17 protein-coding genes are annotated in these 25,705 nt (G+C 50.2%); 13 read left to right on the top strand and 4 right to left on the bottom strand.

What is annotated here, in order from left to right; genetic code table 11:
- The first annotated feature begins 4 nt into the window (after positions 1–4).
- The 5 genes from ACES2C_RS20015 (at position 5) to ACES2C_RS19995 (ending at position 8,729) form a co-directional block, all read left to right on the top strand.
- The gene (locus ACES2C_RS20015; RefSeq protein WP_374164822.1) at positions 5–2,005 is read left to right on the top strand and encodes a RagB/SusD family nutrient uptake outer membrane protein; all 2,001 of its coding nucleotides are present in this window, start codon (positions 5–7) and stop codon (positions 2,003–2,005) included.
- Positions 2,006–2,122: 117 nt separating this feature from the next.
- Entirely contained in the window at positions 2,123–3,703 is a 1,581-nt protein-coding gene (locus tag ACES2C_RS20010) for a right-handed parallel beta-helix repeat-containing protein (protein ID WP_374164821.1), read from the top strand.
- A 43-nt stretch (positions 3,704–3,746) separates the two neighbouring features.
- Positions 3,747–5,012, top strand: coding sequence for a BNR repeat-containing protein (locus ACES2C_RS20005; RefSeq protein ID WP_374164820.1), 1,266 nt, complete (start codon positions 3,747–3,749; stop codon positions 5,010–5,012).
- Complete coding sequence (locus ACES2C_RS20000; protein ID WP_374164819.1) at positions 4,997–6,235, top strand: glycoside hydrolase family 88 protein; 1,239 nt, start codon at positions 4,997–4,999, stop codon at positions 6,233–6,235. The genes ACES2C_RS20005 and ACES2C_RS20000 overlap by 16 nt, the downstream gene beginning before the upstream one ends.
- Before the next feature lie 187 nt (positions 6,236–6,422).
- Positions 6,423–8,729, top strand: coding sequence for a beta-galactosidase (locus tag ACES2C_RS19995; RefSeq protein WP_374164818.1), 2,307 nt, complete (start codon positions 6,423–6,425; stop codon positions 8,727–8,729).
- A gap of 57 nt (positions 8,730–8,786) precedes the next feature.
- Here the strand turns inward: ACES2C_RS19995 and ACES2C_RS19990 are convergent, their stop codons facing one another.
- Positions 8,787–9,770 carry a hypothetical protein gene (locus ACES2C_RS19990; RefSeq protein WP_374164817.1) on the bottom strand — a complete coding sequence of 328 codons (984 nt, stop codon included), beginning with the start codon at positions 9,768–9,770 and terminating at the stop codon, positions 8,787–8,789.
- 527 nt (positions 9,771–10,297) lie between these two features.
- Here ACES2C_RS19990 and ACES2C_RS19985 point away from each other — a divergent pair.
- Together ACES2C_RS19985 and ACES2C_RS19980 are read left to right on the top strand one after the other, a co-directional pair.
- Positions 10,298–12,109: a DUF885 family protein gene (locus ACES2C_RS19985; RefSeq protein WP_374164816.1), complete on the top strand. Its 1,812-nt coding sequence runs from the start codon at positions 10,298–10,300 to the stop codon at positions 12,107–12,109.
- 183 nt (positions 12,110–12,292) lie between these two features.
- Positions 12,293–13,729 (top strand): APC family permease, encoded by a 1,437-nt coding sequence (locus ACES2C_RS19980; protein ID WP_374164815.1) that lies wholly within the window; start codon positions 12,293–12,295, stop codon positions 13,727–13,729.
- Positions 13,730–13,818: 89 nt separating this feature from the next.
- Here the strand turns inward: ACES2C_RS19980 and ACES2C_RS19975 are convergent, their stop codons facing one another.
- Entirely contained in the window at positions 13,819–15,180 is a 1,362-nt protein-coding gene (locus ACES2C_RS19975) for an aminopeptidase family protein P (RefSeq protein WP_374164814.1), read from the bottom strand.
- Positions 15,155–15,613 carry an aminopeptidase P family N-terminal domain-containing protein gene (locus tag ACES2C_RS19970; RefSeq protein WP_374164813.1) on the bottom strand — a complete coding sequence of 153 codons (459 nt, stop codon included), beginning with the start codon at positions 15,611–15,613 and terminating at the stop codon, positions 15,155–15,157. The genes ACES2C_RS19975 and ACES2C_RS19970 overlap by 26 nt, the downstream gene beginning before the upstream one ends.
- Before the next feature lie 516 nt (positions 15,614–16,129).
- Here ACES2C_RS19970 and rfbF point away from each other — a divergent pair.
- The 5 genes from rfbF to ACES2C_RS19945 all read left to right on the top strand — a co-directional run bounded on the left by rfbF (position 16,130) and on the right by ACES2C_RS19945 (position 22,475).
- Positions 16,130–16,939 carry a glucose-1-phosphate cytidylyltransferase gene (rfbF, locus tag ACES2C_RS19965; protein ID WP_374164812.1) on the top strand — a complete coding sequence of 270 codons (810 nt, stop codon included), beginning with the start codon at positions 16,130–16,132 and terminating at the stop codon, positions 16,937–16,939.
- Between the two features lie 74 nt (positions 16,940–17,013).
- Positions 17,014–18,096 (top strand): NAD-dependent epimerase/dehydratase family protein, encoded by a 1,083-nt coding sequence (locus ACES2C_RS19960; RefSeq protein WP_374164811.1) that lies wholly within the window; start codon positions 17,014–17,016, stop codon positions 18,094–18,096.
- 10 nt (positions 18,097–18,106) lie between these two features.
- Positions 18,107–18,649 (top strand): dTDP-4-dehydrorhamnose 3,5-epimerase, encoded by a 543-nt coding sequence (gene rfbC, locus ACES2C_RS19955; protein ID WP_374164810.1) that lies wholly within the window; start codon positions 18,107–18,109, stop codon positions 18,647–18,649.
- A gap of 38 nt (positions 18,650–18,687) precedes the next feature.
- Positions 18,688–20,031: an NAD(P)H-dependent oxidoreductase gene (locus ACES2C_RS19950; protein ID WP_374164809.1), complete on the top strand. Its 1,344-nt coding sequence runs from the start codon at positions 18,688–18,690 to the stop codon at positions 20,029–20,031.
- A 161-nt stretch (positions 20,032–20,192) separates the two neighbouring features.
- Positions 20,193–22,475 carry a DPP IV N-terminal domain-containing protein gene (locus ACES2C_RS19945; protein ID WP_374164808.1) on the top strand — a complete coding sequence of 761 codons (2,283 nt, stop codon included), beginning with the start codon at positions 20,193–20,195 and terminating at the stop codon, positions 22,473–22,475.
- Between the two features lie 208 nt (positions 22,476–22,683).
- Here ACES2C_RS19945 and ACES2C_RS19940 read toward each other — a convergent pair whose 3' ends face one another.
- Positions 22,684–24,087: an aminopeptidase P family protein gene (locus ACES2C_RS19940; RefSeq protein WP_374164807.1), complete on the bottom strand. Its 1,404-nt coding sequence runs from the start codon at positions 24,085–24,087 to the stop codon at positions 22,684–22,686.
- Positions 24,088–24,237: 150 nt separating this feature from the next.
- Here ACES2C_RS19940 and ACES2C_RS19935 point away from each other — a divergent pair, with 150 nt between their 5' ends.
- Complete coding sequence (locus ACES2C_RS19935) at positions 24,238–25,701, top strand: POT family MFS transporter (RefSeq protein WP_374164806.1); 1,464 nt, start codon at positions 24,238–24,240, stop codon at positions 25,699–25,701.
- Positions 25,702–25,705: the final 4 nt, after the last annotated feature.

The following is a 25,705-nucleotide window of genomic DNA, read 5'->3' as shown; positions in this document are numbered from 1 at the left end:
AGTCATGAAAAAGATAAGAATTTTAATACAAACTGTGACTTGCGTGGGCTTGCTAACCGTGTTATCCCCATCGTGCAAGGATCTCGACATTACACCTCCCTCTAACATATCTCCTGAGACATATCTGTTTTCAGAAAATGATCTCAGTGCTTATACTATTGCACGCTATCCTGACGTGTTCAGGACCACCTCAGGAAGCGGAGGTGAAGGATTATACCTCGACGATGTTGGTACAGACAACATGACCTCTCGCGGAGGCAACACGCGCTTTTTGCCTGGCGAATGGAAGGTCGGAAGTACAGGCGGAAGCTGGAGCTTTGATCAAATTTACCGCTTGAATTACTTTCTTCAGACGGTAGAGCCAAGGCGTGAGGCAAATCAGCTTACGGGCAATGCCAGCAATATTAGTCACTATATTGGGGAAGCGTATCTTCTCAGAGCTTACGTTTATTTTGGCAAGCTGGTGGAGCTGGGCGACTTTCCAATTATAAAAACTGTTATTCCCGATGTGAAAAGTGAACTTATAGAAGCAAGTAAGAGACAGCCGCGAAATGAGGTGGCCCGGTTTATTATTGAGGATCTGGATAAAGCTGCCTCACTTCTCCTAGCTACGCCGCCGAACGGCGAGCGAACAAGGATATCAAAGGATCTCGCTTACCTGCTCAAGTCGAGGGTTGCGCTTTTTGAAGCGACCTGGCTGAAATACCATAAGGGAACAGCCCTTGTACCTAAGGGGACAGGCTGGCCGGGAGCGGCTAAGGATTACAACAGCAATTATCAGTTCCCCACGGGAAGTATTGAAAACGAAATTGACTACTTCCTTGGTCAGGCAATGTCAGCAGCAAAGTTAGTAGCCGACGCGCACCCTTTGACAACAAACACAAAAGTTATAAAGGAGAGCGCGACTGCTTCTGGTAATCCTTATTACGAGATGTTTGCCTCTGAGGACCTGACAACCAATAACGAAGTTTTGCTGTGGAGAGACTACGACCTTGCGCTGGGCATCGTGCAATACTGGAATCATTACATGTATTATGGAAATGGTTTCGGCTATACACGTCAGTTCGTAGATAACTTCTTAATGGATAATGGTCTCCCAATTTACGATCCAGCGTCGGGCTATCAGGGTGATGATTTTGTTGACAAAGTGAAGATCGACAGAGACTGGCGACTTAAATTGTTCATGAGAGGTCCGGGAGAGGTAAAAGCTTTTCTGGGACTTCCTTCCGGCGCTTCACCTGAAGTTGAACCAAGAGTGCCCAATATCGATCTTGCCAGCCGTTATCAGGAGGGGACCGGCTACTCGATAAAAAAAGGACTTTCGTACAATAATGAGATGCAGTCTATTGTGGGGCGCGATGTGACTGCATTGGTCTGCTTCAGGGCAGCAGAAGCGTATTTAAATTATATCGAAGCTTGCTATGAGAAGAACGGTACGATCGACGGAACCGCGAGCGCTTACTGGAGAGCCATCCGCCAACGGGCTGGCATAAGCACTGATTATGAAAAAACGATAGCTGCTACCGTGATGTCTAAGGAGGCAGAAAATGATTGGGCTGCATACTCTCACGGGCAACTCATAGACCCTATGTTATACAACATCAGAAGAGAACGGCGTTGTGAATTCATTGCAGAAGGCCTTCGCTATATGGATCTTCGCAGGTGGAGGTCAATGGATCAGCTGAACGGCTTTAAGATAGAAGGAGTCAAGGTTTGGGGGCCAATGAAAGACGTGTACGGCAACAGACTGAAGTATGGGCAGTCTGATGCAACTAAGAATACCGTGTCAAATCCTTCTCTCAGTCCGTATCTTCGTGTGCATCAGATATCTCCGAATAATTTATACTATAATGGATATCGTTTCACAGAAGCACACTATTTGAGCCCTATTGCGGCAGAGCATTTTGTAATCTCTTCCAGCGATGGACAATCAGCAGACGCTTCTCCTATTTATCAAAATCCAGGATGGCCTACCCAGGGCGGAATGCCAGCTACGGGCTTTTAACACGTCTCTGCCTGGGTGAATGAATGTGCTGAAAATGTCATGTGTACAAGTCGAAAAAACTTATACATTTTATAAGGGCGGGTACTCCTGCGTATCCGCCCTTGTTTTATAAATCCTATGTTGCATACCCTAAACGTCTTCTCTTCGAGAGGATTTGTATATCTTCTCATCTTGCTTGCTGCCTCGTTTGTGTCGTTCATCAAAGTTAATCAGCCAGCGACCTACTATGTCGATGCCATACATGGCAATGACGCCCATGCCGGCACGTCTCCATCCTCTGCCTGGAGAACGCTGGATAAGGTGAATACCGTGCACTTTTCGCCGGGTGATAAACTACTGTTTAAGGCTGGTACCTCTTATCAGGGCCAACTCAGGCCAAAGGGTTCGGGAGTGGAGGGAAGACCTGTCGTGATTGATCGCTACGGGCAGGGAGCGAAGCCGACTATTGCAGCGGAAGGCCTCTTTGATGCGGCCTTGTATCTGCACAACCAGGAGTATTATGAAATTAACAACCTGATTCTCTCCAATAAGGGGCCGGGCCGGAAGGCAAAGCGTTACGGCGTACACGTGGAGATACATGATTTCGGTACTGCCCACCATCTTGTTCTTCGTGGTGTGGACGTGAAAGATGTAAATGGAAGCCTGGTTAAGAAAGAGGGCGGGGGGGCTGCTATCGTATTCACAAACGGCGGACTAAAGACCGCCTCTCGTTTTGATGGTATTATCATTGAAGGTTGCCGCATTAGCAATACAGCCCGTAACGGCGTTCTCATTAACGGAAATTGGATGAGGAGTGCGTGGCTGCCGAATTTAAATGTGGTGATCCGCGATAATATGATAGAAGGCGTCCCGGGCGATGGCATTGTTCCTACTGGGTGCGACGGAGCCTTAATAGAGCGAAACATAATGAGAGACTGTCCCCGCCTCTTGCCTGGCGGCGAGGCAGCAGCTGGCATCTGGCCCTGGAGCTGTGATAATACCATTGTCCAGTATAACGAAGTGAGCGACCATAAGGCCCCCTGGGACGGCCAGGGCTTTGATTCGGACTGGAACTGTCGAAACACACTCATTCAATACAATTACAGTCATGACAATGAGGGCGGCTTCCTTCTGATCTGCAACGATGGCGGCGCGGCACCTTCCGCTAGTTGCGGTAACACCGGCACTGTTGTACGGTATAACCTAAGTGTTAACGACGGCTACAGGACTACAGGGAAGCACTCCGGATTTTCGCCTGTCTTCCACATTACCGGTCCCACTTCGGGCAGCAAGATCTATAACAATGTAATTTATATCTCCAACAGAGAGCCGGAGATGGACAGTACTTTGATAGAAACCGGCAATTGGAATGGCGAGCCTGTCAACACGCTTTTTGCAAATAATATTTTCTATGTAAAAGGCGTGATAGATTACAATTTAACACTGGGCAGAGGAACGTTTTTCGAAAATAACCTGTATTTTGGAACGCAGTTAAACAGGCCTCCTGACGACGGGGCGGTAACGCAGGACCCCCTTTTTATTCGTCAATTTAAGGGGATCAGTAAAGGGGGACTTAAAGAGGCAGAGTACTTCAGGATAAAGAGCGCTTCGCCTGCGGCCTATGCTGGCAAAGCCATCGCAGGTCGGGAGATAAAGGACTTCTTTGGCACTCTTATATCCATTAACCAAAAACCATGTATAGGAATCCACCAACGGTAAAATTTTTCTGAGTCTTTCACTCGTTCTTCTTTTTACAGCAACAGTGTGCAGAGCCCAAAAGCAAGGTGTTCCAACTCTGAGTAATGTAGGGGTAGGGTGGGCCAATAATTCCGTTAATGCGGTTATATTCAGAAAGAATTCGCTCGTCACCTTTCGTGATACTCAATTTATTGCTTATTATGGTCAAGATTCTTACGTAGTTGTAGGAAAAAGAAGACGGGGAAATGACCGGTGGATCTTAAAGAAAACAGGCCTGAAAGGAAATGTTTCCGATGCTCATAATACAATCAGCATAATGGCCGATGGCGCTGGCTTTCTGCATCTTTCCTGGGACCATCATAATAATCCGTTGAGGTATTGCAGGAGCGACAAGCCTTTCTCTCTTAATTTTAATGACGCCGGCCCAATGACTGGTGCACTGGAGGAGAAAGTGACCTATCCTGAATTTCTGCGTTTGCCCGACGGCGACCTTTTGTTCCTTTACAGGAGCGGCCAGTCCGGGCAGGGAAACCTTGTCATGAACCGGTATAATCTCCAAACCAGGCAGTGGACGCAAGTACATTCCAATCTCATTGACGGAGAAGGGAAGCGCAATGCGTACTGGCAGTCTTTTGTCGATAAAAGCGGTACCATTCATCTTTCCTGGGTATGGAGAGAGAGTCCTGACGTTGCGAGCAATCACGACATGTGCTACGCCCGTTCGCGCGACGGCGGTAAAACCTGGGAACGCTCAACGGGGCAAAAATATGCACTTCCTATTACGGCAAAGTCGGCTGAATATGCGTGCCACATCCCTCAGAACAGTGAACTGATCAATCAAACCTCCATGTATGCTGACGCCAATGGCGTTCCCTTTATTGCCAGCTACTGGCGTGAACCCGATTCAAGTATCCCGCAATACCACATCGTCTACAAGGTCGGAAATGCATGGAAGACCTTGTCGTGCAACTTTAGGAAGACCGCCTTCAGCCTGAGCGGTGCGGGCACAAAGCGCATCCCGATTGCCCGTCCGCAGCTCGTCGTTAAAGAGAGTGCCGGACAGCCTTCTCTGCTCATGATCTTTCGCGACGAGGAGCGGGGCAGCAAGGCCAGTGCAATGTTAATTCCCGATCTTTCAAAGGGCATCTGGAAGATCAGTGATCTCACCAACGAGTCGCTGGGCTCCTGGGAACCGACTTACGATACTGAGCTCTGGAAGGAAAAAGGCATACTCAGCCTCTTCGTGCAGAAGGTGGAACAAATAGATGGAGAAGGCAAGGCGCAGGTGCCTCCCACAATGGTTAAGGTGCTTCAATGGAAACCATTTTGAATAAAGAAACACATAATCTCAGCGATATGAAACAACTGAACTTCTTCCTTTTGAGCACTGCTTTATTGTTGTTAAGCAGTTGTTTAGTGAAAAAGAATATGGAGGCTAAAGATAACTTCGTTAAGTCGTTTGATAAACCCTTCACAGCTGCAGCTGCCCAGTATAAGATCATGATGCAAAAGCTGCCGCCCGACCGTTTTCCTAAAACGTATCATAAGGCTGCCGACAAGCTCGAGACAAGCGGTTCCGACTGGTGGTGCAGCGGTTTTTATCCTGGCACCCTTCTTTATCTCTACGAGGAAACGAAAGATCAGGCGCTCTATAACGAAGCAGAACGGATCCTGAAAGTGCTTGAGAAGGAGAAGTACAATAAGAGCACACACGATCTCGGATTCATGATGTACTGCAGCTTCGGGAACGCCAATCGCATTGCACCTAAACCTGAGTATAAGGAGATCCTGCTCACCAGTGCAAGATCGCTCGCGAGCCGTTTCGACCCTAAAGTCGGCTGCATCAAATCCTGGGACTCGAAGAAGCCTGAATACCTGGTCATCATTGATAACATGATGAACCTCGAACTGCTCTTCTGGGCTACACGGGAAACGGGCGATTCTTCCTTTTACAAGATCGCCGTCACTCATGCCGAAACGACTATGAAGAATCACTTCCGGCCCGACTATAGTTCGTACCATGTCATCAACTACAATCCGGAGACCGGAGCGGTGCAGCAAAAGAGGACGGCTCAGGGATATGCTGACGAGTCGGCCTGGGCAAGAGGGCAGGCATGGGGCTTGTACGGCTTCACCGTCATGTTCCGCGAAACGAAGGACCGGAAATATCTGGACCAGGCTCTGCATATAGCCGATTTTATATTGAACCATCCTAATCTTCCAAAGGACAAGATTCCTTACTGGGATTTCAATGCTCCCGATATTCCCGATGCACTTCGCGATGCTTCTGCTGGCGCAGTGATGGCTTCGGCACTGCTCGAGCTTTATAAGTACGCGCCGGCTAAAGTTTCTTCAAAATATTACAAAGCGGCTGAAACGATGGTAAAGACACTGTCCACTCCGGCTTATGTAGCTGCACCCGGTACAAACGGAGGTTTCATTCTGGAGCATAGCGTAGGCCATATCCCACAGAAGTCGGAGGTGGACGTCCCTCTTACCTACGCGGACTATTATTACATCGAAGCCCTGAAGCGTTATAAAGAAAGTAAATAGGATGCCCCCGTCTTCGCTTGTGACGTTCGGTGTATAGCGATGTCATGCGCAGATGCACTTCAGCCATCAGGAGCGCTGCATTTCAGTCGCGATGGCAGAATTGTGAAAGCAGCACCGGCTAGAAGAGGGCAGTGCTCTAGTTGATTTATTCCTCAGTTCGTTACTATAAATTGTCAATATAAAACCAGTGAAACGTTATCTATTTCTGATCGTACTCATTTCCTCCTTTATACAGGCATCGGCTCAGTCAGTCCGGCACACCTTTGCCGTTGGAAAAAAGGAGTTCCTGCTCGACGGGAAGCCCTTCCAAATCATCTCAGGAGAGATGCATTATGCCCGCATTCCCCGCCCATACTGGCGCGACCGCCTGCGCAAGGCCAAAGCCATGGGGCTGAATGCTATCTGTACTTATATGTTCTGGAACGCCCATGAGCCGGTACAGGGGAAATTCGACTTCAGCGGCAATCTCGACGTAGCTGAATTTTGTAAGGAAGCAGCAGAAGAAGGATTGTGGGTGATCGTGCGGCCCGGCCCTTATACCTGCGCTGAATGGGACCTCGGCGGTTTGCCGTCCTGGCTCCTCAAAAAGAAAGGCGTGGTACTTCGTTCTTCCGATCCCAACTATATGCCTCAGACCCTGACTTTCCTGCGCAGGGCCATGGACGAGCTAAAAGGCTCGCTGATCACTAAAGGCGGCAACGTCCTGATGGTGCAAGTGGAGAATGAGTACGGCGTCTATGCTGGCGATAAAGTATACCTGAATGCCATCAAAAATACGCTTCTGGACGCAGGGGTTGATGTTCCCCTGTTCCATTGCGACTGGGCCGGGAAAAACTATTACGATAAGGGTCATGTGGAGGGTGTGATGCCTTCCATTAATTTTGGCGGAGGCGCAGAAAAGAACTTCGCCATTTTCGAGAAATACGCGCCTGATGCGCCCCGTTTTAATTCCGAGTTCTGGACGGGCTGGTTCGACTACTGGGGTGGCAAACATGAAGTGCATTCGGTGAAGGAAAAGCTGGATGACTTTAAGTGGATGATCGACAATGGCGTCTCCGTCAATCTGTATATGTTCCATGGAGGAACCAGCAATGGCTTTTTTCCTGGTGCCAACGGAAGCAGTTCTTATTTTACTCCCTATATCACGAGCTACGACTATGATGCCCTGCTCAACGAGAACGGAGAACCAAACGACAAGTATTTTGCCTTCCGCGATGTCATCCTGAATAAATACCCCAACCTGAAGCTACCTGCTTTGCCTGAGCCGATCAAAAAGATTGAAGTTCCTGAGATCTCCCTCAGGGCATACGCATCGCTGAAAGATAATTTGCCTGAACCCCGCTACTTTGAAACGCCGCAGTATATGGAGGCTCTCGATCAGGCGTCAGGGATGATCCTTTACGCGCACGACTTTAGCGGAGCGAAGAAGGGCAACCTGGAAGTGAAGCGGGTAATGGATCGCGCCACCATTTATCTGGATGGGAAGAAGCTGGGCGTTCTTGACAGAAGGCTGAACCAGACCTCTCTTCCCTTTGCTGCAGGAGCGGGGGCACATCGGCTGGAGATCCTGGTTGAACACATGGCGAGAGTGAACTTTGGCAGTGCCATCGATCATGAACGCAAGGGCATCACCGAAGGCGTGTACCTGAACGGCACTGAGCTGAAAGGCTGGAAGCACTATTCTCTGCCTCTTACCAATATCAATGATTTCAAGCCCTCTGCTCCCAGGGAGGGGTATCCGCAGCTGTATAAGGCCGAGTTCGACCTTGGCGAGACCGGCGACACGTACCTTGACACGAGGAACCTCGAGAAGGGGCTTCTGTGGGTGAACGACCGCCTGATCGGTCGCTACTGGTTCATTGGTCCGCAGCAGACGCTTTACGTGCCGGGCTGCTGGCTTAATAAGGGAAAGAACCGCATTGCCGTGCTGGAGATGGGCCAGCCGAAGAACCCTTCAGTCAGAGGCATCACGCAGCAGGTCTGGGAAACGCAGGTCGACTCCTCGCTGCTGCATAGCCGGCCCGGGCAGAAGCTCATCCTCGGCAGCAAGCAGAAGGTACTGTCGGGCGAGCTCGAAAACAAGGAAGGCTGGCAGGAAATCAAGTTTGCAGCAAGCCAGCAGGGCCGGTACATCTGTCTCGAAAGCACCTCTTCTTACGGTAACGTTCCCTACAGCTCGGTAGCGGAGCTGCGTCTGCTTGACGCGGAAGGCAATGAAATCCCCCGTGAGCAATATGCGCTTCTTTACGCCGACAGTGAAGAGTTCGGCGAAGAAAACGGACTGGCAAGTCTGCTCATGGATAACCAGCCAACCACTTTCTGGCATACGAGGTGGAGCAAGGATCCCGCAGTCCAGCCGCATCAGGTCGTCATCGACCTGGGTCAGCTGAAAGGCCTCAGCGGATTCCGTTACCTTCCCCGCATGAAGAATGAAGCCGGCCGTATCAAGGGCTTTAATCTCTATGTCTCGAAGACGCCTTTTGCATTCAGATAGAAAGAGCTAAAGCAGAATCTAATTGCAGGTCCGGATGTCATTTCATCCACACCTGTTCTATTCAGGGAAGCTCGTTCTGGTCCCTTTCAGGTTGTCCAGCTCCTCATCGCTGCTCCTGGCGCCTGTATCAAAGTCGCCCAAAAAGGGCGGTCGGGCTCCGGTCCGCCCTTTTCCGCCGAGCTTATCCACTTTCCAGTGCATGAGCGGACCCTCGTAGTTTTTGTAGAATTTCATCTGTTTGTGGCGCGTTTCGCGCGGCAGCTGCTCATAGCGCTGCTTTGCGTAGCCCTCTTCGGCCTCATCACGTGCAGGAATAGCCGTAATAATCTCGCAGGGGCAGAAGTTCTTAGAGTTCAGGGTTTCGTAACATTCATCAAGGAGATTGTAGCCCTGGTACTCCAGCAACGCCCCCAGCAGCAGCATACAGCCTTTGGGCCATTCGCCCTCAAAGATCAGCTCCTGCCCCGGCAGGCGCTCGCTTCCGTCAATGGTGACTGTCTTTAGGTCCACATACTCATAAAAATCTTCCTTGAAATTGATTGCCACCAGCAGAAAGCGGAGGCGGAAGCGGCAGGCCTGGCTTCCGAACGGATTGAGCAGTTCCTTGTTCTGCTTCATTGAGGGAAGCTTGATGGTAAGCTGCCCCTGGGGACTGAGCGAAACCTCAGGCCGGATCTGCAGGTACTGAAACAGCGGACTTTTAGCGTTGAAGCTAAAGCCGTTCAGAAAGGACACGTCGCCATCGTGCAGGTCGCGTTCTCCTCTTTCCTTCCCGCTTGCGCCGATACTCTTTGACACAGCCGAGGTGAGACGGTTCACCATCGTTCCGTCATTCTTGCCCTGATACAGAGGGCTGAAAGCCGTTCGGATCATCCTCGCAGCCGAGCTGCCCAGGCCAAATTCGCAGGCGCTGCGAATGCTTGTTGCTGTTTGTTTCCTTTTTCCGGGGCGGCCCTGCACCAGGTTCATCCCGCGGTAGGTACGGTACACGACCGATCCGGCCGTGCCGTGAATGCCGCCTTTTTTGTCGATAATAGCCATATTGATACTTTTTAAGTTTAAAGCAGCAGGCCATTAGCGAACAAATAAAGTCAGGAAGCCACAAAATCGGATAATAAGGTCGTTAAGGCCGGTCTGCGTTGTTAGTTTCCTGTAAAGATAAGTAGAAATGAGCTGAGAATCAATAGGGAATGATTATCCCCATGCCTGAAATGAAGAATCTATAAAGCACCTGAATAGCCTCCTTCGAGCCACCTTTTGCACGGAAAACGTGGCTACATGGTGGCTGCTTCCTTGCTTAAACGCTGCTGCATATCAGGTAAGGGGATAATCAGGGGCAATGATGGTCAGGCGCTGTTACAGGGGCATCGGCGTATCTTTAAAGACCGGGGCTGTATTCCAGTCCTCTTTGGCCTCCGGCAAGAGAACATTGCTTCTATAAAACGTAATGACTGGAGCGTTTGTTTACCTCTAGGCCCCGCTTGTTAATAAATAGCCTGTACCTGGTAATATCTGCAAAGGGTCGCTGTGCGTTTTGCTCTAGTTTTACGGAAAAGCCTTTGTTCTTCATGTGTTTTATCTTTTGTTTTGCCGGAAAGCAGCGGTCTTTCGTGCTTGCGGCACTCTTTGCCGGAATATCTGTGGCCGTGGCGCAGGAGCGGCCTGCGAAATTTGACCTGTATGAACAGGCCAGTGAAATGACCGGATATAGTTATCGCTATGAGCAGGATATTCGTGCGATAGGCGCATTTTATTCGCCCCGCGAAGTGACGGCGTTTTACAGTCGCCGCTACCGGCCTGTACTGAACTCGCCTGAACAGCGGCGCCGGCTGCTGGAAACCGATCAGTCGTATTTGAGGGAGCTTGAATCGCTCGACTTCGAAGCGATGAGCGTGAACGGAAAGGTCGACTATACGCTGCTGAAAAGGAATATTGCGGAGCACTCCTATGATTTGCAGAAGGAGGAAAGGGAGTACCAGGAGGTGGCCGGATACATGCCTTTTGCTGCGCGGATCTATGAAATAGAGAAGGGCAGGCGGAGAGGGGCAAGTCCGGATGCGCAGAAACTGGCATCGGAGCTGGACCAGATGGTTTCTGAGGTTCGGGATGCATCGCAGGCATTTAGAAAGAAGGTTCAAACCCTCGACAAGCGCAGGGCTGAGCTGGGAGCCGACGCTTTAAACGGGCTTCGGGCAAGGCTGAAGGCGGTAAATGAGTTTTATTCGGGCTACGACCCCCTGTTCAGCTGGTGGGTGCCTGCCCCATATAAGGCGCTCGATTCTGCACTGACTACCTACAGCGAGCTGATGAGCAGCAGGGGCAAGTTTCAGACTTCGCAGAAGGCGGATGGCAGCGGAATCAAGGGGCGGCCGATAGGCCGGGAGGAACTGATCCGCCAGCTGAAGGTCGACATGATCCCTTACACCCCCGAGGAACTCATTGAACTGGCTAACCGCGAGTTTGCCTGGTGTGATCAGGAGCTGCTGCGGGCCTCGCGCGAGATGGGCTTCGGCGAGGACTGGAAGAAAGCGCAGGAGAAGGTGAAGAACTCCTACGTTCCGGTCGGGAAGCAGCCGGAACTGATCCTGAAGCTCTATAATGACGCAATCACGTTTATCAGGGAGCGCGACCTGATCACCATTCCCCCGCTGGCTGATGAAACCTGGGAGATGATCATGATGAGCCCCGAAAGGCAGCTTGTGAACCCTTTTTTCACGGGAGGCCGGGAGATCAGTATTTCCTATCCGACCAATACCATGGAGCACCAGGATAAACTGATGAGCATGAGGGGGAACAATCCTTATTTTTCAAGAGGTACGGTGCAGCATGAACTTATTCCTGGTCATAACCTTCAATTTTTTATGAACAGCCGCTACAAACCGTACAGGGAAAATTTCAATACGCCCTTCTGGACTGAAGGATGGGCTCTTTATTGGGAGCTGCTTCTATATGATATGGGCTTTGCTAAAAGTCCGGAGGAGCGGATCGGCATGCTGTTCTGGCGGATGCACCGTTGTGCACGTATAATTTTTTCCCTAAATTACCATCTGGGAAAATGGACGCCGCAGCAGTGCATCGATTTTCTGGTAGACCGGGTAGGGCATGAGCGTGCAAATGCAGCAGGGGAAGTAAGAAGATCGTTCGAGGGCGGATATAGTCCCCTTTATCAGGTGGCCTATCTGGTGGGCGGATTGCAGATCATGAGTCTTAAGAAAGAGCTGGTTGACAGCGGGAAGATGACGTACCGGGATTTTAACGATGCGGTGATGAAAGAGAACGGCATGCCGATTGAAATGCTGAGAGCGATCCTCACCAGGCAGCCCCCTGAAAAGAACTTTACTACCAAATGGAAGTTTTACAATTTTAACAACAACAACTAAAGAAAAACATTCACGAGCTGGGCTCTCAAACGGATGATGAAAGTGAGTTGAATGTTCACAAAAAACACTCATGAGCTGCGCTCTCAAACGGGGATGAAAGTTGACTGAGTGTTCTTCTTGGCCTTTAAAAAACAAATACACTTTCAAGAAAAATCTACACTACAAAATCGGGGCAGAACATTTATGAGTGAAAATACATCGTTTAAGCCATCTTTACGACTGATGGACGCCACCATGCTGGTAGCAGGCAGCATGATCGGATCAGGGATCTTTATAGTGAGTGCAGACATCAGCCGGAACGTGGGGAGTGCCGGCTGGCTCCTGGTAGTCTGGCTGATCACCGGCTTCATGACTTTGACCGCTGCTTTGAGTTATGGCGAGCTCAGTGCTATGTTCCCCCGCGCAGGCGGGCAGTATGTGTACCTGAAGGAGGCATACAATCCGCTGATCAGCTTCATGTACGGCTGGAGCTTCTTTACAGTGATCCAGACTGCTACGATCGCTGCTGTGGGCGTGGCGTTTGCCAAGTTTACCGCCTATCTCTTTCCTGTTTTCAGCGAGAATGACGTAGCGCTTGACCTCGGCTTTCTGCAGATCTCACCAGCGCAGCTGCTATCGATCCTCGTTATCGTGTTTCTCACCTATATCAATACCCGCGGAATCAACAGCGGTAAGATCATTCAGACGGTCTTTACCATGACCAAGCTGCTCAGCCTTCTCGGGCTGATCGTTTTCGGGCTGTGGGCGCTGAAAGGCGACGTATGGAGAGCGAACTGGACTAACACCTGGGATATACACAAGCTGAATCCCGACGGGAGCATCGCTGAATATACCAGTATTGCGATATTTGGCGCCATTGCAGCCTCTATGGTCGGCTCTATCTTCAGCAGCGATTCCTGGAATAATGTGACCTTTATCGCGGGCGAGATCAAGAATCCCAAGAGAAATATCGGACTTAGTCTGGCCCTGGGAACCCTTATCGTGACCGTGATCTATATTGCCACCAATGTGGTGTATACCGGCGTCCTGTCGATGCACGAGATCGCTTCTTCCGAGCGTGACCGCGTGGCAGTGACGGCTTCACAGGTGATATTCGGGCAGGCAGGAACGATGATCATTGCCGTGATGATCATGATCTCGACATTCGGCTGCGACAATGGGATCATCATGTCGGGAGCCCGTGTATATTATTCAATGGCCCGGGATGGCTTGTTTATCCGTAAGGTAGGAACACTCAACAAAAACTCGGTGCCCGAGATCGGGCTTTGGATCCAATGCGTCATTGCCTCCCTCTGGTGTCTGAGCGGGCGGTATGGGGATCTGCTCGACATGATCTCTTTTGTGGTAGTGGTTTTCTACATGCTGACAATCCTCGGGATCTTTATCCTCCGGAAAAAGCGCCCTGATGCCGAAAGACCCTATAAAGCCTTCGGCTATCCGGTGCTGCCAATCCTTTACATCCTGATGGGACTCACGTTTTGCATTCTCCTCATCATCTATAAGCCCCAGTATACCTGGCCGGGTCTGATCATCACGCTTTCGGGCATTCCGGTTTATTACCTGATTTTGTGGCTGGAAGGAAAGAAGCCGGATCCAGTTATACTGGCCGAGGAAGCATAAAGCATATTGAGGCAGCGGACGGGCTAACTTTTCTAGCCCGGTTGTCTTATTGCATCATGACGGCGAGTATGTAAGTGCGCTGAAGCAGACTAGCTTTTCTCGTCAGGTTGTCTTATCGCTGCTGTCTTTTCTCGCAGCCATTCAGCCTCTGTGGCGCTGAGCACTGGTGATAGTGCCAAAAATACCTTATGATGATAGTCATTCAGCCACTTTACGTGTTTGGGTTCTAACAGGTCGGGATCCAGCAGACTCGTGTCGATATGGGCAAGGGTAAGGGTTTCGAAGGTCAGGAAATCGGCGAATTCAGTCGTTTCTGCGTGTACCAACAGCGTCAGGTTTTCAATGCGGACACCGTGTTTGCCCGGACGGTAAATTCCCGGTTCTATGGAGGTGATCATGCCTGTTCGGAGTGGTACGGGAGCGTTTGAGGGGCCTATGTTCTGCGGGCCTTCATGGACGTTGAGGTAGTAGCCAACGCCGTGACCGGTGCCGTGGCCGTAGTTGATTCCTGCTTCCCACAGCGGCTTTCGGCAGAGAGCATCCACCTGATAGCCGCAGGTGCCTGCCGGAAACCTGGCCGACGAGCCTTCTATCAGAGCCATCAGCACAAGCGTGTAATCGCGCCTTGCCTCTTCACTAACGGGCCCCAGCGGGATCATGCGCGTAATGTCCGTGGTGCCGTAAAGGTACTGTCCGCCGGAGTCAACCAGAAAAAGTCCCTCTGGCTTCAGCTCAGCATCGGTGTGAGGGGCAGGAGTATAATGGGGCAGTGCCGCATGTGCGTTATATCCACCGATGGTGGCAAAGCTCTCTCCTGCAAAACCGTCCTGCTCTGCCCGCAGCGTCCGAAGCTTATCGGCTGCGGAAAGCTCGGTGATGGGCAGGACGCCGATGTTTTCTTGCAGCCACTTGCAGAAACGCGTTATCGCTACGCCGTCTTTGATCATCGCCAGCTTCATATTGCGTACTTCAGTATGGTTTTTCACGGACCTGAGATGGCTGACCGGACTAATACCTTCGCGCAGACTAAGCCGGTTTTCAACCAGCCGGAACAGGCGGTAGCTGTTCTTAAGCGGATCGAGGAAAAGCGAGTGACCCGGTGGAATATGGAGGAGCGCATTTTCCAGTTTGTCATAATCCTGAAGTTCTACTCCTTCTGAACGAAGTGCCAGGACCTCTGTCTGCTTTAACTTATTAGATTGAATAAAAAGCGTTGCGGATGAGAGTCCGATAAGGCCGAATGCAAGGGTCACGGGGTTATATGGAACATCTTGGCCGCGAATATTGAAAAGCCAGGCCAGCTCGTCCAGGGCCGACAGGAGCAAATATTCACTCTTTTGTTTAACAAGCTCCTTGCGGACATCGTTGATCTTCTCCCTTACCGACCGTCCTGAATCTTCCTCTGAGAGCAGAAAGGCAGGCCCGTCAGGAAGAGGGGGCGGTCGGTCCACAGAGGAGAAAGCAGATCTGCCGGCAAGACCTGTATCCCTTTTGCTGCAAGATCGGCCCTGATGGCACGGCCCACCTGCGCTGATAGAAGCTTTTCGTCAAATGCGACAGCAGAGCCGGGGGCAGCTCTTCGTACAGCCATTCAATGAACTCGGGCGTGTGCTGCACTTTTAGCTTGACCAGCTCGAATCCTGAGCCGCTCAGCTGCTGCCCGGCCTGCTCAAAATATCGGAAGTCGGTCCACAAACCCGCAAATTGCTTCGTAATTACAAGTGTTCCTGCAGATCCGGTAAAGCCGGAGGCGAACTGGATACATTTGTAATATTCGGGCATGTACTCGCTGATATGAGGGTCTGAAGAGGGAACAAGATAGGCATCGATATTCGCCTGCTCCATGGCAAGGCGGACGTTTGAAATGAATTGCTGGTGGGTCATAGCCAATGGTATAACACGAAGCTACGAGATGGATCTGGTATTTTTATCCGGATATTAACTGATTATTTGATCATTTTGCCACATCGGCCAGCAGGCAGGGTTCTTGTAAGTGCAAGGCCTCATTACTAAGGGATGTGTTTTTAAACACCCGCAAAAGTATTGTATCGCTTTTGTTAACATAGCAAAATTTTACTGTTAATATTTCCTGAACGATAAATAAATAATTGGTATTTTAATAGGATTCTTTATATTTAGCAAAGTAACATTAACGCTCCTATGTCCAGATCGATTATTCTTCCCTTTGTATCCGCTATCCTGACCTGCAGAGAGGTGACAAAGTTGCCAGACGGAACAGTTTGTAATGATGTCTTGCCGGACAATTCTCGCCTTGTCTGATCAGGCAGACACCGCGTTGTATAACAGGCAGAACGGTAGCCGGTAGCGCTCACCGGATAAAAAACGCAGACCTTTTAGGTTTTTTGCACGCCTAGTCTATTTAAATTAATATATCTCAACATGAAAGCTGTAATTCTTGCTGGTGGATTTGGTACCAGAATCAGTGAAGAAAGTGGTGTGCGACCCAAGCCTATGGTGGAAATTGGCGGAAAGCCGATCCTCTGGCACATCATGAAAATTTATTCAGCCTATGACATCAACGATTTTATCATTTGTTGTGGTTACAAAGGCAATGTTATTAAGGAGTATTTCTCGAGTTACAGTCTGAACAATGCCGACGTAACCTTTGACATGCGTACGAACAGCATGGAGGTGCATCGCCGGAACACAGAACCCTGGAGGGTGACGCTCGTCCATACAGGTCACGAAACGATGACTGGCGGACGCCTGAAAAGAGTAAGGGAGTACGTGGGGGACGAAACCTTCTGCATGACCTATGGAGACGGGCTGAGCGACATAAATCTCGATGAGCTGTTGAGCTTTCACCGCATGCAGGGCACCCTGGCGACGCTCACCGCCGTACAGCAGCCGGGCCGTTTTGGTGCTTTCAATCTTTCATCCCAGGACACAAAGGTAGGCCACTTTCGCGAGAAGCCTGATGGTGAAGAAATGCCGTGGATTAACGGAGGCTTTTTTGTACTCGAACCAAAGGTCTTTGACTATATTTCAGATGATGAAACGATCTGGGAGAGAGAGCCCCTTGAAGCCTTAGCGAGGGAAGGCGAGCTGTCGGCGTTCAGGCATACCGGTTTCTGGCAGCCTATGGATACGCTGCGGGACAAAAACTACCTGGAAGGCTTGTGGCAATCGGGCACTGCCCCATGGCACGAAGAGTCGTTACAGAAAGTGAAGACTCGCGTAGTCGTTTAAGGAGTACCGCTATTGATTTTATAACCTAACATCTGCCTCTATAAATAAAACGTTTACTATCAAACCAGTTTAATATGAGAATTCTGATCACCGGAAACATGGGATATGTAGGTCCCGGTGTTGTCCGTCAACTTCGGGCCGCTTTTCCCGATGCTACCCTTATTGGTTACGATATGGGGTATTTTGCGTCCTGCCTGACCCACGTTTCCGCTCTTCCTGAGGTGCAGCTTGACCAGCAGATCTTTGGTGACGTGAGAACGATATCAGCTGAAGACCTAAAGGGTGTCGACGCCGTCGTTCACCTTGCCGCTATCTCCAATGATCCCATGGGATCCCGATATGAAGAAGTTACGCTCGACGTGAATTACCGTTCGAGTATACGGGTGGCAAAGCTTGCTAAGGCAGCGGGAGCGCGTTCCTTTGTCTTTGCATCCAGTTGCAGCATGTACGGTGCGGCTGAGGATGGCGCTAAGACGGAAAGCTCAACGCTTAATCCGCTGACTGCCTATGCCCGCTCAAAGGTTTTCACGGAGAAGGAGCTGGAGCCTTTGGCTGATCAGAATTTTACCGTTACTTGCCTGCGTTTTGCTACGGCCTGCGGAATGAGCAACCGCCTGCGACTGGATTTAGTGTTGAACGACTTCGTCGCCGGAGCGGTGGCGTCTGGTCAGATTAATATCCTGAGCGACGGAAGTCCATGGAGGCCGCTCATCCACGTGAAGGATATGGCACGCGCCATTGAATGGGCTGTGACGCGCGACACAGGCGTGGGCAGTTTCCTCGCTGTCAATACGGGAAGCAATGACTGGAACTATCAGGTGAAAGAGCTCGCTGAAGCCGTGGCTGCTGTTATTCCGGGAACAACCGTCACGATCAACCCCGATGCAGTGCCCGACAAGCGCTCGTACCGTGTGAACTTTGATTTGTTTAAGTCGCTCGCGCCTTATCACCAGCCAGCGGTATCACTTCAGGAAGCAATCGTAGAGCTGCGCGACGGATTATCGGCTATGAACTTCAAAAATGGCGAGTTCAGAGATTCTACCCTTATGAGACTGAAAGTGCTGACCGGCTTGCAGGAAACAGAAGCAATTACGGAAAATCTCGAGTGGAAGCACAAGTTAAGCAAGCTTTCTCAAACCGAACTTGAATCAATCTAAACCTTTACAAATGATCTTTACCGAAACAGAATTAAAGGGCGCCTTTATCATTGATGTAAAGCGCCTGGAAGATGACCGCGGCTTTTTTGGCAGGTCGTATTGCGCAAATGAGTTTAAGGAACATGGCTTGAATATTAACGTGGTGCAAGCCAATGTGAGTCATAATAAGCAGCGCGGTACGCTGCGCGGTATGCACATGCAGCAGGACCCATTCGGGGAATCGAAGCTGGTGAGATGTACAAGAGGTGCTATCTATGATGTGATTGTGGATATGCGCTCAGACTCTGCTACCTACAAACAATGGATAGGAGTAGAGCTTACGGCCGACAGCTTCCGTATGCTGTATGTACCCGAAGGTTTCGCCCATGGATTCATCACGCTTGAGGATAATACGGACGTTACCTATCAGGTAACGCAATTTTATACCCCTCAGGCAGAAAGAGGATACCGGTGGGACGATCCCGCTTTTAACATCCAATGGCCAATTGAGCCGGTCGTCATATCTCCTAAAGATCAGGTCCATCCGCTTTTAAATTCGGAACAACTGGTCTGATGGACACTAATCTAATATAATACACTCAATCGAACATCATGATTATAGTAGATACCGCTTTACAAAAAAGACAGGAAGAAGGGAACCCGGTGCGTGTGGCCATGGTCGGCGCAGGCTTTATGGGCCGGGGCATCGCCTTGCAGATATGCAGCTATGTGCCCGGTATGGAACTGGTGGCCATATCGAACAGGACAATTGAAAAGGCGGGGAGGGCTTATGAGGAGGCCGGAGTAACAGAGGTTCAGGAAGTCAGCTCTGTCTCTCAGCTGGAAAATAACATCCGGGAAGGCCGCCCCAGCATTACCGACGATGCCATGCTTTTATGCCAGGCAGAAGGCATAGATGCTATTATTGAGGTAACGGGTGCTGTGGAGTTTGGCGCGAAGGTAGCACTGGCAGCCATCCAGCATAAGAAGCATATCGTATTGATGGACGCCGAAGTGGACGGCACAGTAGGCCCCATCCTGAAAGTATATGCCGACAAGGCTGGCGTGGTTTTTACGAACGCCGATGGCGACCAGCCAGGAGTGACGATGAACCTGTATCGCTTTGTGAAATCCCTGGGTGTGAAACCCGTGCTTTGTGGAAATATTAAGGGCTTGCATGATCCTTATCGCAACCCCACTACTCAGGAGGGATTTGCAAAGAAATGGGGGCAGCAGCCTTCAATGGTAACTTCATTTGCTGACGGAAGTAAGATCTCCTTTGAGCAAGCCATCGTTGCGAACGGAACAGGAATGCGGGTTGCAAGACGCGGGATGCTTGGTCCGACAGTGCCTTCGGGTACACCGCTGAAGGAGGCGATGGACCTGTATCCGCTGGAGGAGTTACTGGAAGGTAACGGTATTGTAGATTATATTGTAGGTGCCGAGCCGGGGCCTGGTGTTTTCGTTCTGGGAACACATGATCACCCGACACAGAAGCATTACCTGAACCTCTACAAGCTGGGCGAGGGACCTTTGTATTTGTTCTATACTCCCTATCACTTATGCCATTTCGAAGCCCCTCTTACCGCAGCCCGGGCCGTCTTGTTTCAGGACGCAGCATTAACACCGCTGGGAAAACCGACGGTAGAAGTAGTAGCTGCTGCGAAAACAGACCTGAAAGCCGGCGATACGATCGACGGGATAGGTCACTATATGACGTACGGACTATGCGAGAATGCAGATGTCAGGCGTACGCAGAATCTGCTTCCTATCGGCGTGGCAGAGGGATGTATTCTGAAGAATGATATTCCAAAGGATCAGGTCCTGACCTACGATGATGTAATCCTCCCTGAAGGCAGGCTGATCGATCAGCTTCGCAAAGAGCAGGATGAGCATTTCTGGGGACGGCAGCTGGTAGCGAATGACCAGCCGTCTTCGGTCTCCCAGGGCGACTAATACAAACTCCGACATCCGGGCGCCTGTGCCAATCACAGGCGCCCATTTTATTGAATCCCTGTATACTCCTGCCCAAGCCTTGTTTTGATTGGTTAATCTCTTGCTAGAATAGGATAATTTAAGGAAAAACAAGCCAGTCGCTACTTCCTAGTTTTACTAGCATGTTCCGCTTCAGTATCTCCTTTATTTTGTCGGTGGCTTTTAGCCTGCCCCTTTATGTCTGTGCTCAGGGGCATCTCACTCCCTATCTTCCGTCCTTAGCAGAGGTGTATGAGTCTTACCAGCGAGCAGAAAAGCTCGACACTTTATTGAAAAAGTCGGTTTTCAAATCGTACGTAGTGCCCCACTGGCAGCCCGGTAGGAATGTATTCTGGTATCAGAACCGGCTGAAGGATAATGTGAACGAGTACTGGCTTGTCGACGCACAGACGGGATCAAAAATAAGAGCTTTCGACCATAATAAGATGGCTGCGGCTTTGACTAAAGCTTCCGGCAAAGAGCATCAGTCCGGGCAGCTCTCGCTGAATGAGCTGGTCTACAGTTCTGACCACAGGAAGGTGAAGGTCAAAGAGGGGGAGAGCTGGTATGAGTGCGATTTGGGGAGCTGGGAAACTAAGAAGATTGAGTATCCCGACTATGTGAGGTATGAGCCGACCCGACCCCTGCAAAAGAGAACCTGGAGATGGGAAGGTTCCAGAGGCGACTCCATTTCGCCGGACAGGCATTGGATGGCTTTCATTCGTGACGGCAATCTGTTCGCAAAATCGTTGAATAGCAGTGAGGAGAGGCAGTTTACCAGCAACGGGACTGTGGAATGCCCATATGGTGATTTCTCATGGAGCCCCGACAGCAAAAGCCTCGTTGCGTACCATCTTGACCCCCGGGAAGAGAAGGAGGTGTACTTTGTTCTTTCTTCTGTGCCGGGAACAACAAGGGGTGTGTTGAAGTCGCAGAAGTATGCGCAGCCGGGCGACGAGTTTACAATCTACGAGATGTATGTGTTCGACATTGCCAGCAAGAAGGGGATTAAGGTCGATGCCGAAAAGATCGATTTCTTCGGGGCACCGCAACTGCACTGGCGCAAGGGAAATAACAGATATTTCACCTACGAGAAAGTGGATCGCGGACATCAGCGCTTCAGAATCATTGAAGTGGATACACAAACAGGTAAGACCAGGAACATCATTGACGAAAAAACTAAGACTTTTATTTATGAGCAGCGCATCTATACCCGTTACCTCCCCGATACACATGAGATTGTCTGGATAACTGAGAAAGACGGATGGCGTCATATTTATCTTATTGACGAGCTGACCGGCCGGGAAAAGAAGCAGATCACGAAGGGAAATTGGGTGGTGCGTGACATAGACAGTGTGGATAGCCGGAAACGTGAGATCTGGTTTAAGGCCAGCGGTATGAATGCCGGCGAAGATCCCTACTTTGTACACTATTACCGTATCGGCTTTGATGGCAGGAACCTTGTCGATCTCACCCCTGAGAAAGGGCAGCATTCGGTCACCTTTTCTCCCGACCGCCGCTATTTTATCGATACCTATTCTCAGGTAAACGTGCCGCCGGTGGTCGTGCTCAAGCGTACGGTGGACGGCAAGAAGGTAATGGAGGTGGAAAGAGCCGACATATTAGGACTGCAGGCCACCGGTGTTAAGCTTCCCGAGGTGTTTGTGGCGAAGGGACGCGACGGAGAGACGGATATCTGGGGTGTGATCTGCAGGCCCAGCAACATGGATCCGGCTAAAAGTTATCCCGTTATAGAGAATATTTATGCCGGGCCACAGGATTCTTTTGTTCCGAAAAGCTTTCTGCCGGCAAGCGAGATGCAGAGCCTTGCAGAGCTGGGATTTATCGTTGTTCAGATCGACGGAATGGGAACTGCGAACCGCTCCAAAGCGTTCCACGATGTCTGCTGGCAGAACCTTGCAGACGCTGGTTTCGCTGATCGGATCCTCTGGATGCAGGCGATGGCGAAGAAATATCCCCAGGCAGACATCAGCCGGGTAGGAGTGTACGGAACTTCGGCTGGCGGGCAGAATTCAACGGGTGCCCTTCTTTTTCATCCTGAGTTTTACAAGGCTGCCGTTTCTGCCTGCGGATGCCACGACAACCGGATCGACAAGCAATGGTGGAACGAGCAGTGGATGGGATATCCTGTTAAAAAACACTATGATGAACAGTCTAATATTACAAATGCTTCCAAACTTCGCGGCGACCTGCTGCTGATTGTAGGGGAAGCGGATATGAACGTTCCTCCAGAGTCTACTTATCGCCTGGCGGACGCGCTGATTAAGTCGAATAAGGACTTTGACCTGCTCACTATCCCCGGCATGGGACATAGTGACGGCGGTCCGTATGGAAGACGTAAAAAGCGAGATTTCTTTGTTAAGCATCTGCTGCGTGCAGAGCCTCCTGCGCGGAACGGGAAGTGAGTGGGGTTGCGGGTTGTGAGTTGCGCGTGGTAAGTATTGAGTATTAAGTAAAAATGGGAAGGCTACATCCCTAACAATGATTAGAAAGTTTAGCGCACTGCTTCACATTCCTGCAGAAGCTCTTGTTAAAGAATATGATCTAAAGGGAAATGGTACTGCTTAAAGCCTATATAAGCGCGCAGTACCGGGCAGGCTTGCAATAATCCTGCTACGCTTTGAGCGCCGCCTTTCTGATCTCTTCTACTTCTTCCGCTGTCTGGGGCAGGTATTCACCCAGCTTGCGCGATCCGGACTCGGTAATAAGATAATCGTCTTCAATGCGGATGCCGCCGAAGTCGCGGTAATGCTCAAGCTCCTGGTAATTAATAAACGCTTCATGTCTTTTCTCTGATTTCCAGAGATCAATCAGGTCGGGGATAATGTATACCCCAGGCTCAACGGTAAGGACAAATCCCGGTTCAAGCTCTCTGCCCAGCCGTAGTGATTTTAGTCCGAATAGTTGCCGCTCCTTCTTAAGCGTTTCCGTATAACCCACGTACTGTTCGCCAAGGTCTTCCATGTCGTGCACATCGAGACCCATCATATGCCCTAGTCCGCACTGGAAGAACATGGCATGCGCGCCGGTCGCTACCGCTTCATCAATATTCCCTTTCATCAGGCCCATGTCTTTTAAGCCCTGAGCCAGCACTTTACAGGCATGAAAGTGTACATCTATAAAACGCGCGCCCGGTCGAACCGCGGCAGCAGCTTCCTCCTTCGCTTTCAGCACGATATTGTATATCTCCTTCTGACGGGCGCTGAATGCTCCTGCTACAGGAAAAGTACGGGTAAGGTCGCCACAATAGCCCATGCCCGTTTCTGCCCCTGAGTCATTCAGCACCATCTTTCCCTCTTCCAGCAGGTTGCCATGATAGTGGTTGTGCAGCGTTTCACCATGGACGGTAAGGATAATCGGATAGGAAATATTGCCTCCTCCAGCTAAAGCCACCCGGTGAACTGCAGCAGCAACGTCATTTTCAATCATTCCCGGTTTGGCAAGCTTCATAGCTGCCAGGTGCATTTCGTTTGTGATATTGACCGCCTTTTCTATTTCAGAAACCTCTTCCGGCTCTTTGACCGAGCGCTGCGCGACAATGGCTTTGATCAACGAAACAGAGACATCGCGTTCGCATGCCGCTGCTGTCTTCCCCAAAAGCTCCATCAGCCTGAGCGTATTTTCGCCCCTGTAAGGAGGCAGATAATGCACCGGCCGGCCTTGTTCTAATGCTTTTTGAATATATTCCGGTAGTGAAGCGGCCGGGCGCACAAGGTGTACTCCGGCGCGGTAAGACTTTTCCTGCAGCGTTTCCTGCCGTCCCATCCAGATGATCTCATCAATAGACAGTTCATCACCGAAGATGATCTCCTGGTCTTCTTCCGGGTCGATCACTGCTGCCAGACCGGGAGCGCTGATCCCAAAATAGTAAAGGAAAGAGCTGTCCTGCCTGAAGTGATAAGCGTTGTCTTTATAGTTCATGGGACTCTCTTCGTTTCCCAGAAAGAGCATGACGCCTGTTGCAATCTTTTTCTTTAAGACTTCCCGGCGGAGGATATATGTGTTTTTGTTAAACATGACTTTGTTCTTAGAATTAAAGGATCAGGATGGGGCAATTTACTGTGAAAATAGCAGGTAGTGAAGTCGCGGTTTAAAAAAGATAAAATAATGCAGAACACGGTAAAAATCCGGTTAGCGTGACCCGCTTTTATGCCTCAATTTTATAAGATGTCAGAATCTGTGAAAAAGGGGCGTTTCCCGGTAAGCGTTCCGTTCATAATTGCTAATGAAGGTGCCGAGCGCTTCAGTTTCTATGGTATGCGCTCTATCCTGGCTACTTTTCTTGTTGCGCAGTTTTTTAATCCCTCGATGAATCCGGCGCTGCAGACGGTGGCAGAGGCGAAAGCCAATGAAGCGACGCATTTCTTTGTCTCGCTGGCTTATGCTTTGCCCTTTGTAGGAGGAATTGCAGCGGACTGGTTTTTCGGAAAGTACAAGGTGATCCTGTACATATCGGTCGTATACTGCTTTGGGCACCTCTTCCTGGCACTGTTTGAGCAGGACCTGACCATGTTTCAATATGGCTTGCTCCTGATCGCGGTAGGTGCGGGGGGTATCAAATCCTGCGTCTCTGCTAATCTGGGCGATCAGTTTGACGAAAGCAACAGGCATCTCATGTCAAAGATCTACGGCTGGTTCTATTTTGCTATTAATTCCGGATCTGTCTTGTCGACCATCCTGATCCCCCTGATCTATGCAAACTACGGAGCGAAGTGGGCTTTCGGGATTCCGGGAATATTTATGGCGCTCGCTACGATCATCTTCTTTGCAGGAAGGAAGAGATATGTACGTGTGCCGCCCTCGGGAGTCAACCGGAATAATTTCGTTTTTATTTCTCTTTATGCCCTTTTCAATATGGGAAAAAAGGAAAAAGGACGCTCTGTTCTGGATGTAGCAAAGAAGAAGTACCTTTCTGAGAAAGTGGAAGATGTAAAGTCGGTATACCGTGTACTGGCGGTATTCTGCTTTATCCCGGTGTTCTGGGCAATGTGGGATCAGAACTTATCGGAGTGGGTCTTGCAGGCTACCAAACTCGACAGAACCATATTCGGCTTCCAGCTTTTGCCTGAGCAGATCCAGACGGTTAACCCGTTTTTTCTGCTCGTGTTCATTCCTGTGTTCAATTATCTTGTTTATCCTTTTTTTGACCGGCTGGGATTGAAGACCACTCCCCTTAGGAGGATTGGAGCCGGACTAGTGCTCACTCTGGCTTCTTTCACCATCATTGCTCTGCTTCAGACTGAAATTGATGGCGGCGCTCATCCCACGGTATGGTGGCAGATCCTGGCCTATGTGATTTTATCTGCAGCTGAAGTGCTCGTCTCAATCACTGGTCTCGAATATGCATATACCCAGGCGCCTAAGTCGATGAAAAGTACCATGACTGCCATCTGGCTTCTTACCACGGCTTTGGGAAACCTCTTCACGGCTCTCGTCAACAAGAGTATATCTGCAGGGGGATTCTTTTCACAATTTCATGGCGCGGGTTATTACTGGTTCTTCATCGCTCTGCTCGGCAGTACCATCCTGGTATATTTGCTGGTCACTCCTTTTCTTCAGGAAAGTAAACCCGGGAGCAGGGTCAGTGACGAAGACGAACTGCTGGTGGCCAGCCAGTCACACGGACAATAAACGA

Source organism: Arcticibacter sp. MXS-1, assembly GCF_041902385.1.
GTDB lineage: Bacteria > Bacteroidota > Bacteroidia > Sphingobacteriales > Sphingobacteriaceae > Arcticibacter.
This window is presented reverse-complemented; position numbering and strand designations above follow the sequence as displayed.

Excerpts from the sequence above, each read along its gene's own strand:
- ACES2C_RS19945 (WP_374164808.1), top strand. The coding sequence starts at position 20,193 with ATGTTCCGCTTCAGTATCTCCTTTATTTTGTCGGTGGCTTTTAGCCTG.
- ACES2C_RS20015 (WP_374164822.1), top strand. The coding sequence starts at position 5 with ATGAAAAAGATAAGAATTTTAATACAAACTGTGACTTGCGTGGGCTTG.
- ACES2C_RS19970 (WP_374164813.1), bottom strand. The coding sequence starts at position 15,613 with ATGACCCACCAGCAATTCATTTCAAACGTCCGCCTTGCCATGGAGCAG.
- ACES2C_RS19940 (WP_374164807.1), bottom strand. The coding sequence starts at position 24,087 with ATGTTTAACAAAAACACATATATCCTCCGCCGGGAAGTCTTAAAGAAA.
- ACES2C_RS19980 (WP_374164815.1), top strand. The coding sequence starts at position 12,293 with ATGAGTGAAAATACATCGTTTAAGCCATCTTTACGACTGATGGACGCC.
- ACES2C_RS19990 (WP_374164817.1), bottom strand. The coding sequence starts at position 9,770 with ATGGCTATTATCGACAAAAAAGGCGGCATTCACGGCACGGCCGGATCG.
- ACES2C_RS20000 (WP_374164819.1), top strand. The coding sequence starts at position 4,997 with ATGGAAACCATTTTGAATAAAGAAACACATAATCTCAGCGATATGAAA.
- ACES2C_RS19985 (WP_374164816.1), top strand. The coding sequence starts at position 10,298 with ATGTGTTTTATCTTTTGTTTTGCCGGAAAGCAGCGGTCTTTCGTGCTT.
- ACES2C_RS19960 (WP_374164811.1), top strand. The coding sequence starts at position 17,014 with ATGAGAATTCTGATCACCGGAAACATGGGATATGTAGGTCCCGGTGTT.
- ACES2C_RS19950 (WP_374164809.1), top strand. The coding sequence starts at position 18,688 with ATGATTATAGTAGATACCGCTTTACAAAAAAGACAGGAAGAAGGGAAC.
- rfbF (WP_374164812.1), top strand. The coding sequence starts at position 16,130 with ATGAAAGCTGTAATTCTTGCTGGTGGATTTGGTACCAGAATCAGTGAA.
- rfbC (WP_374164810.1), top strand. The coding sequence starts at position 18,107 with ATGATCTTTACCGAAACAGAATTAAAGGGCGCCTTTATCATTGATGTA.
- ACES2C_RS20010 (WP_374164821.1), top strand. The coding sequence starts at position 2,123 with ATGTTGCATACCCTAAACGTCTTCTCTTCGAGAGGATTTGTATATCTT.
- ACES2C_RS19935 (WP_374164806.1), top strand. The coding sequence starts at position 24,238 with ATGTCAGAATCTGTGAAAAAGGGGCGTTTCCCGGTAAGCGTTCCGTTC.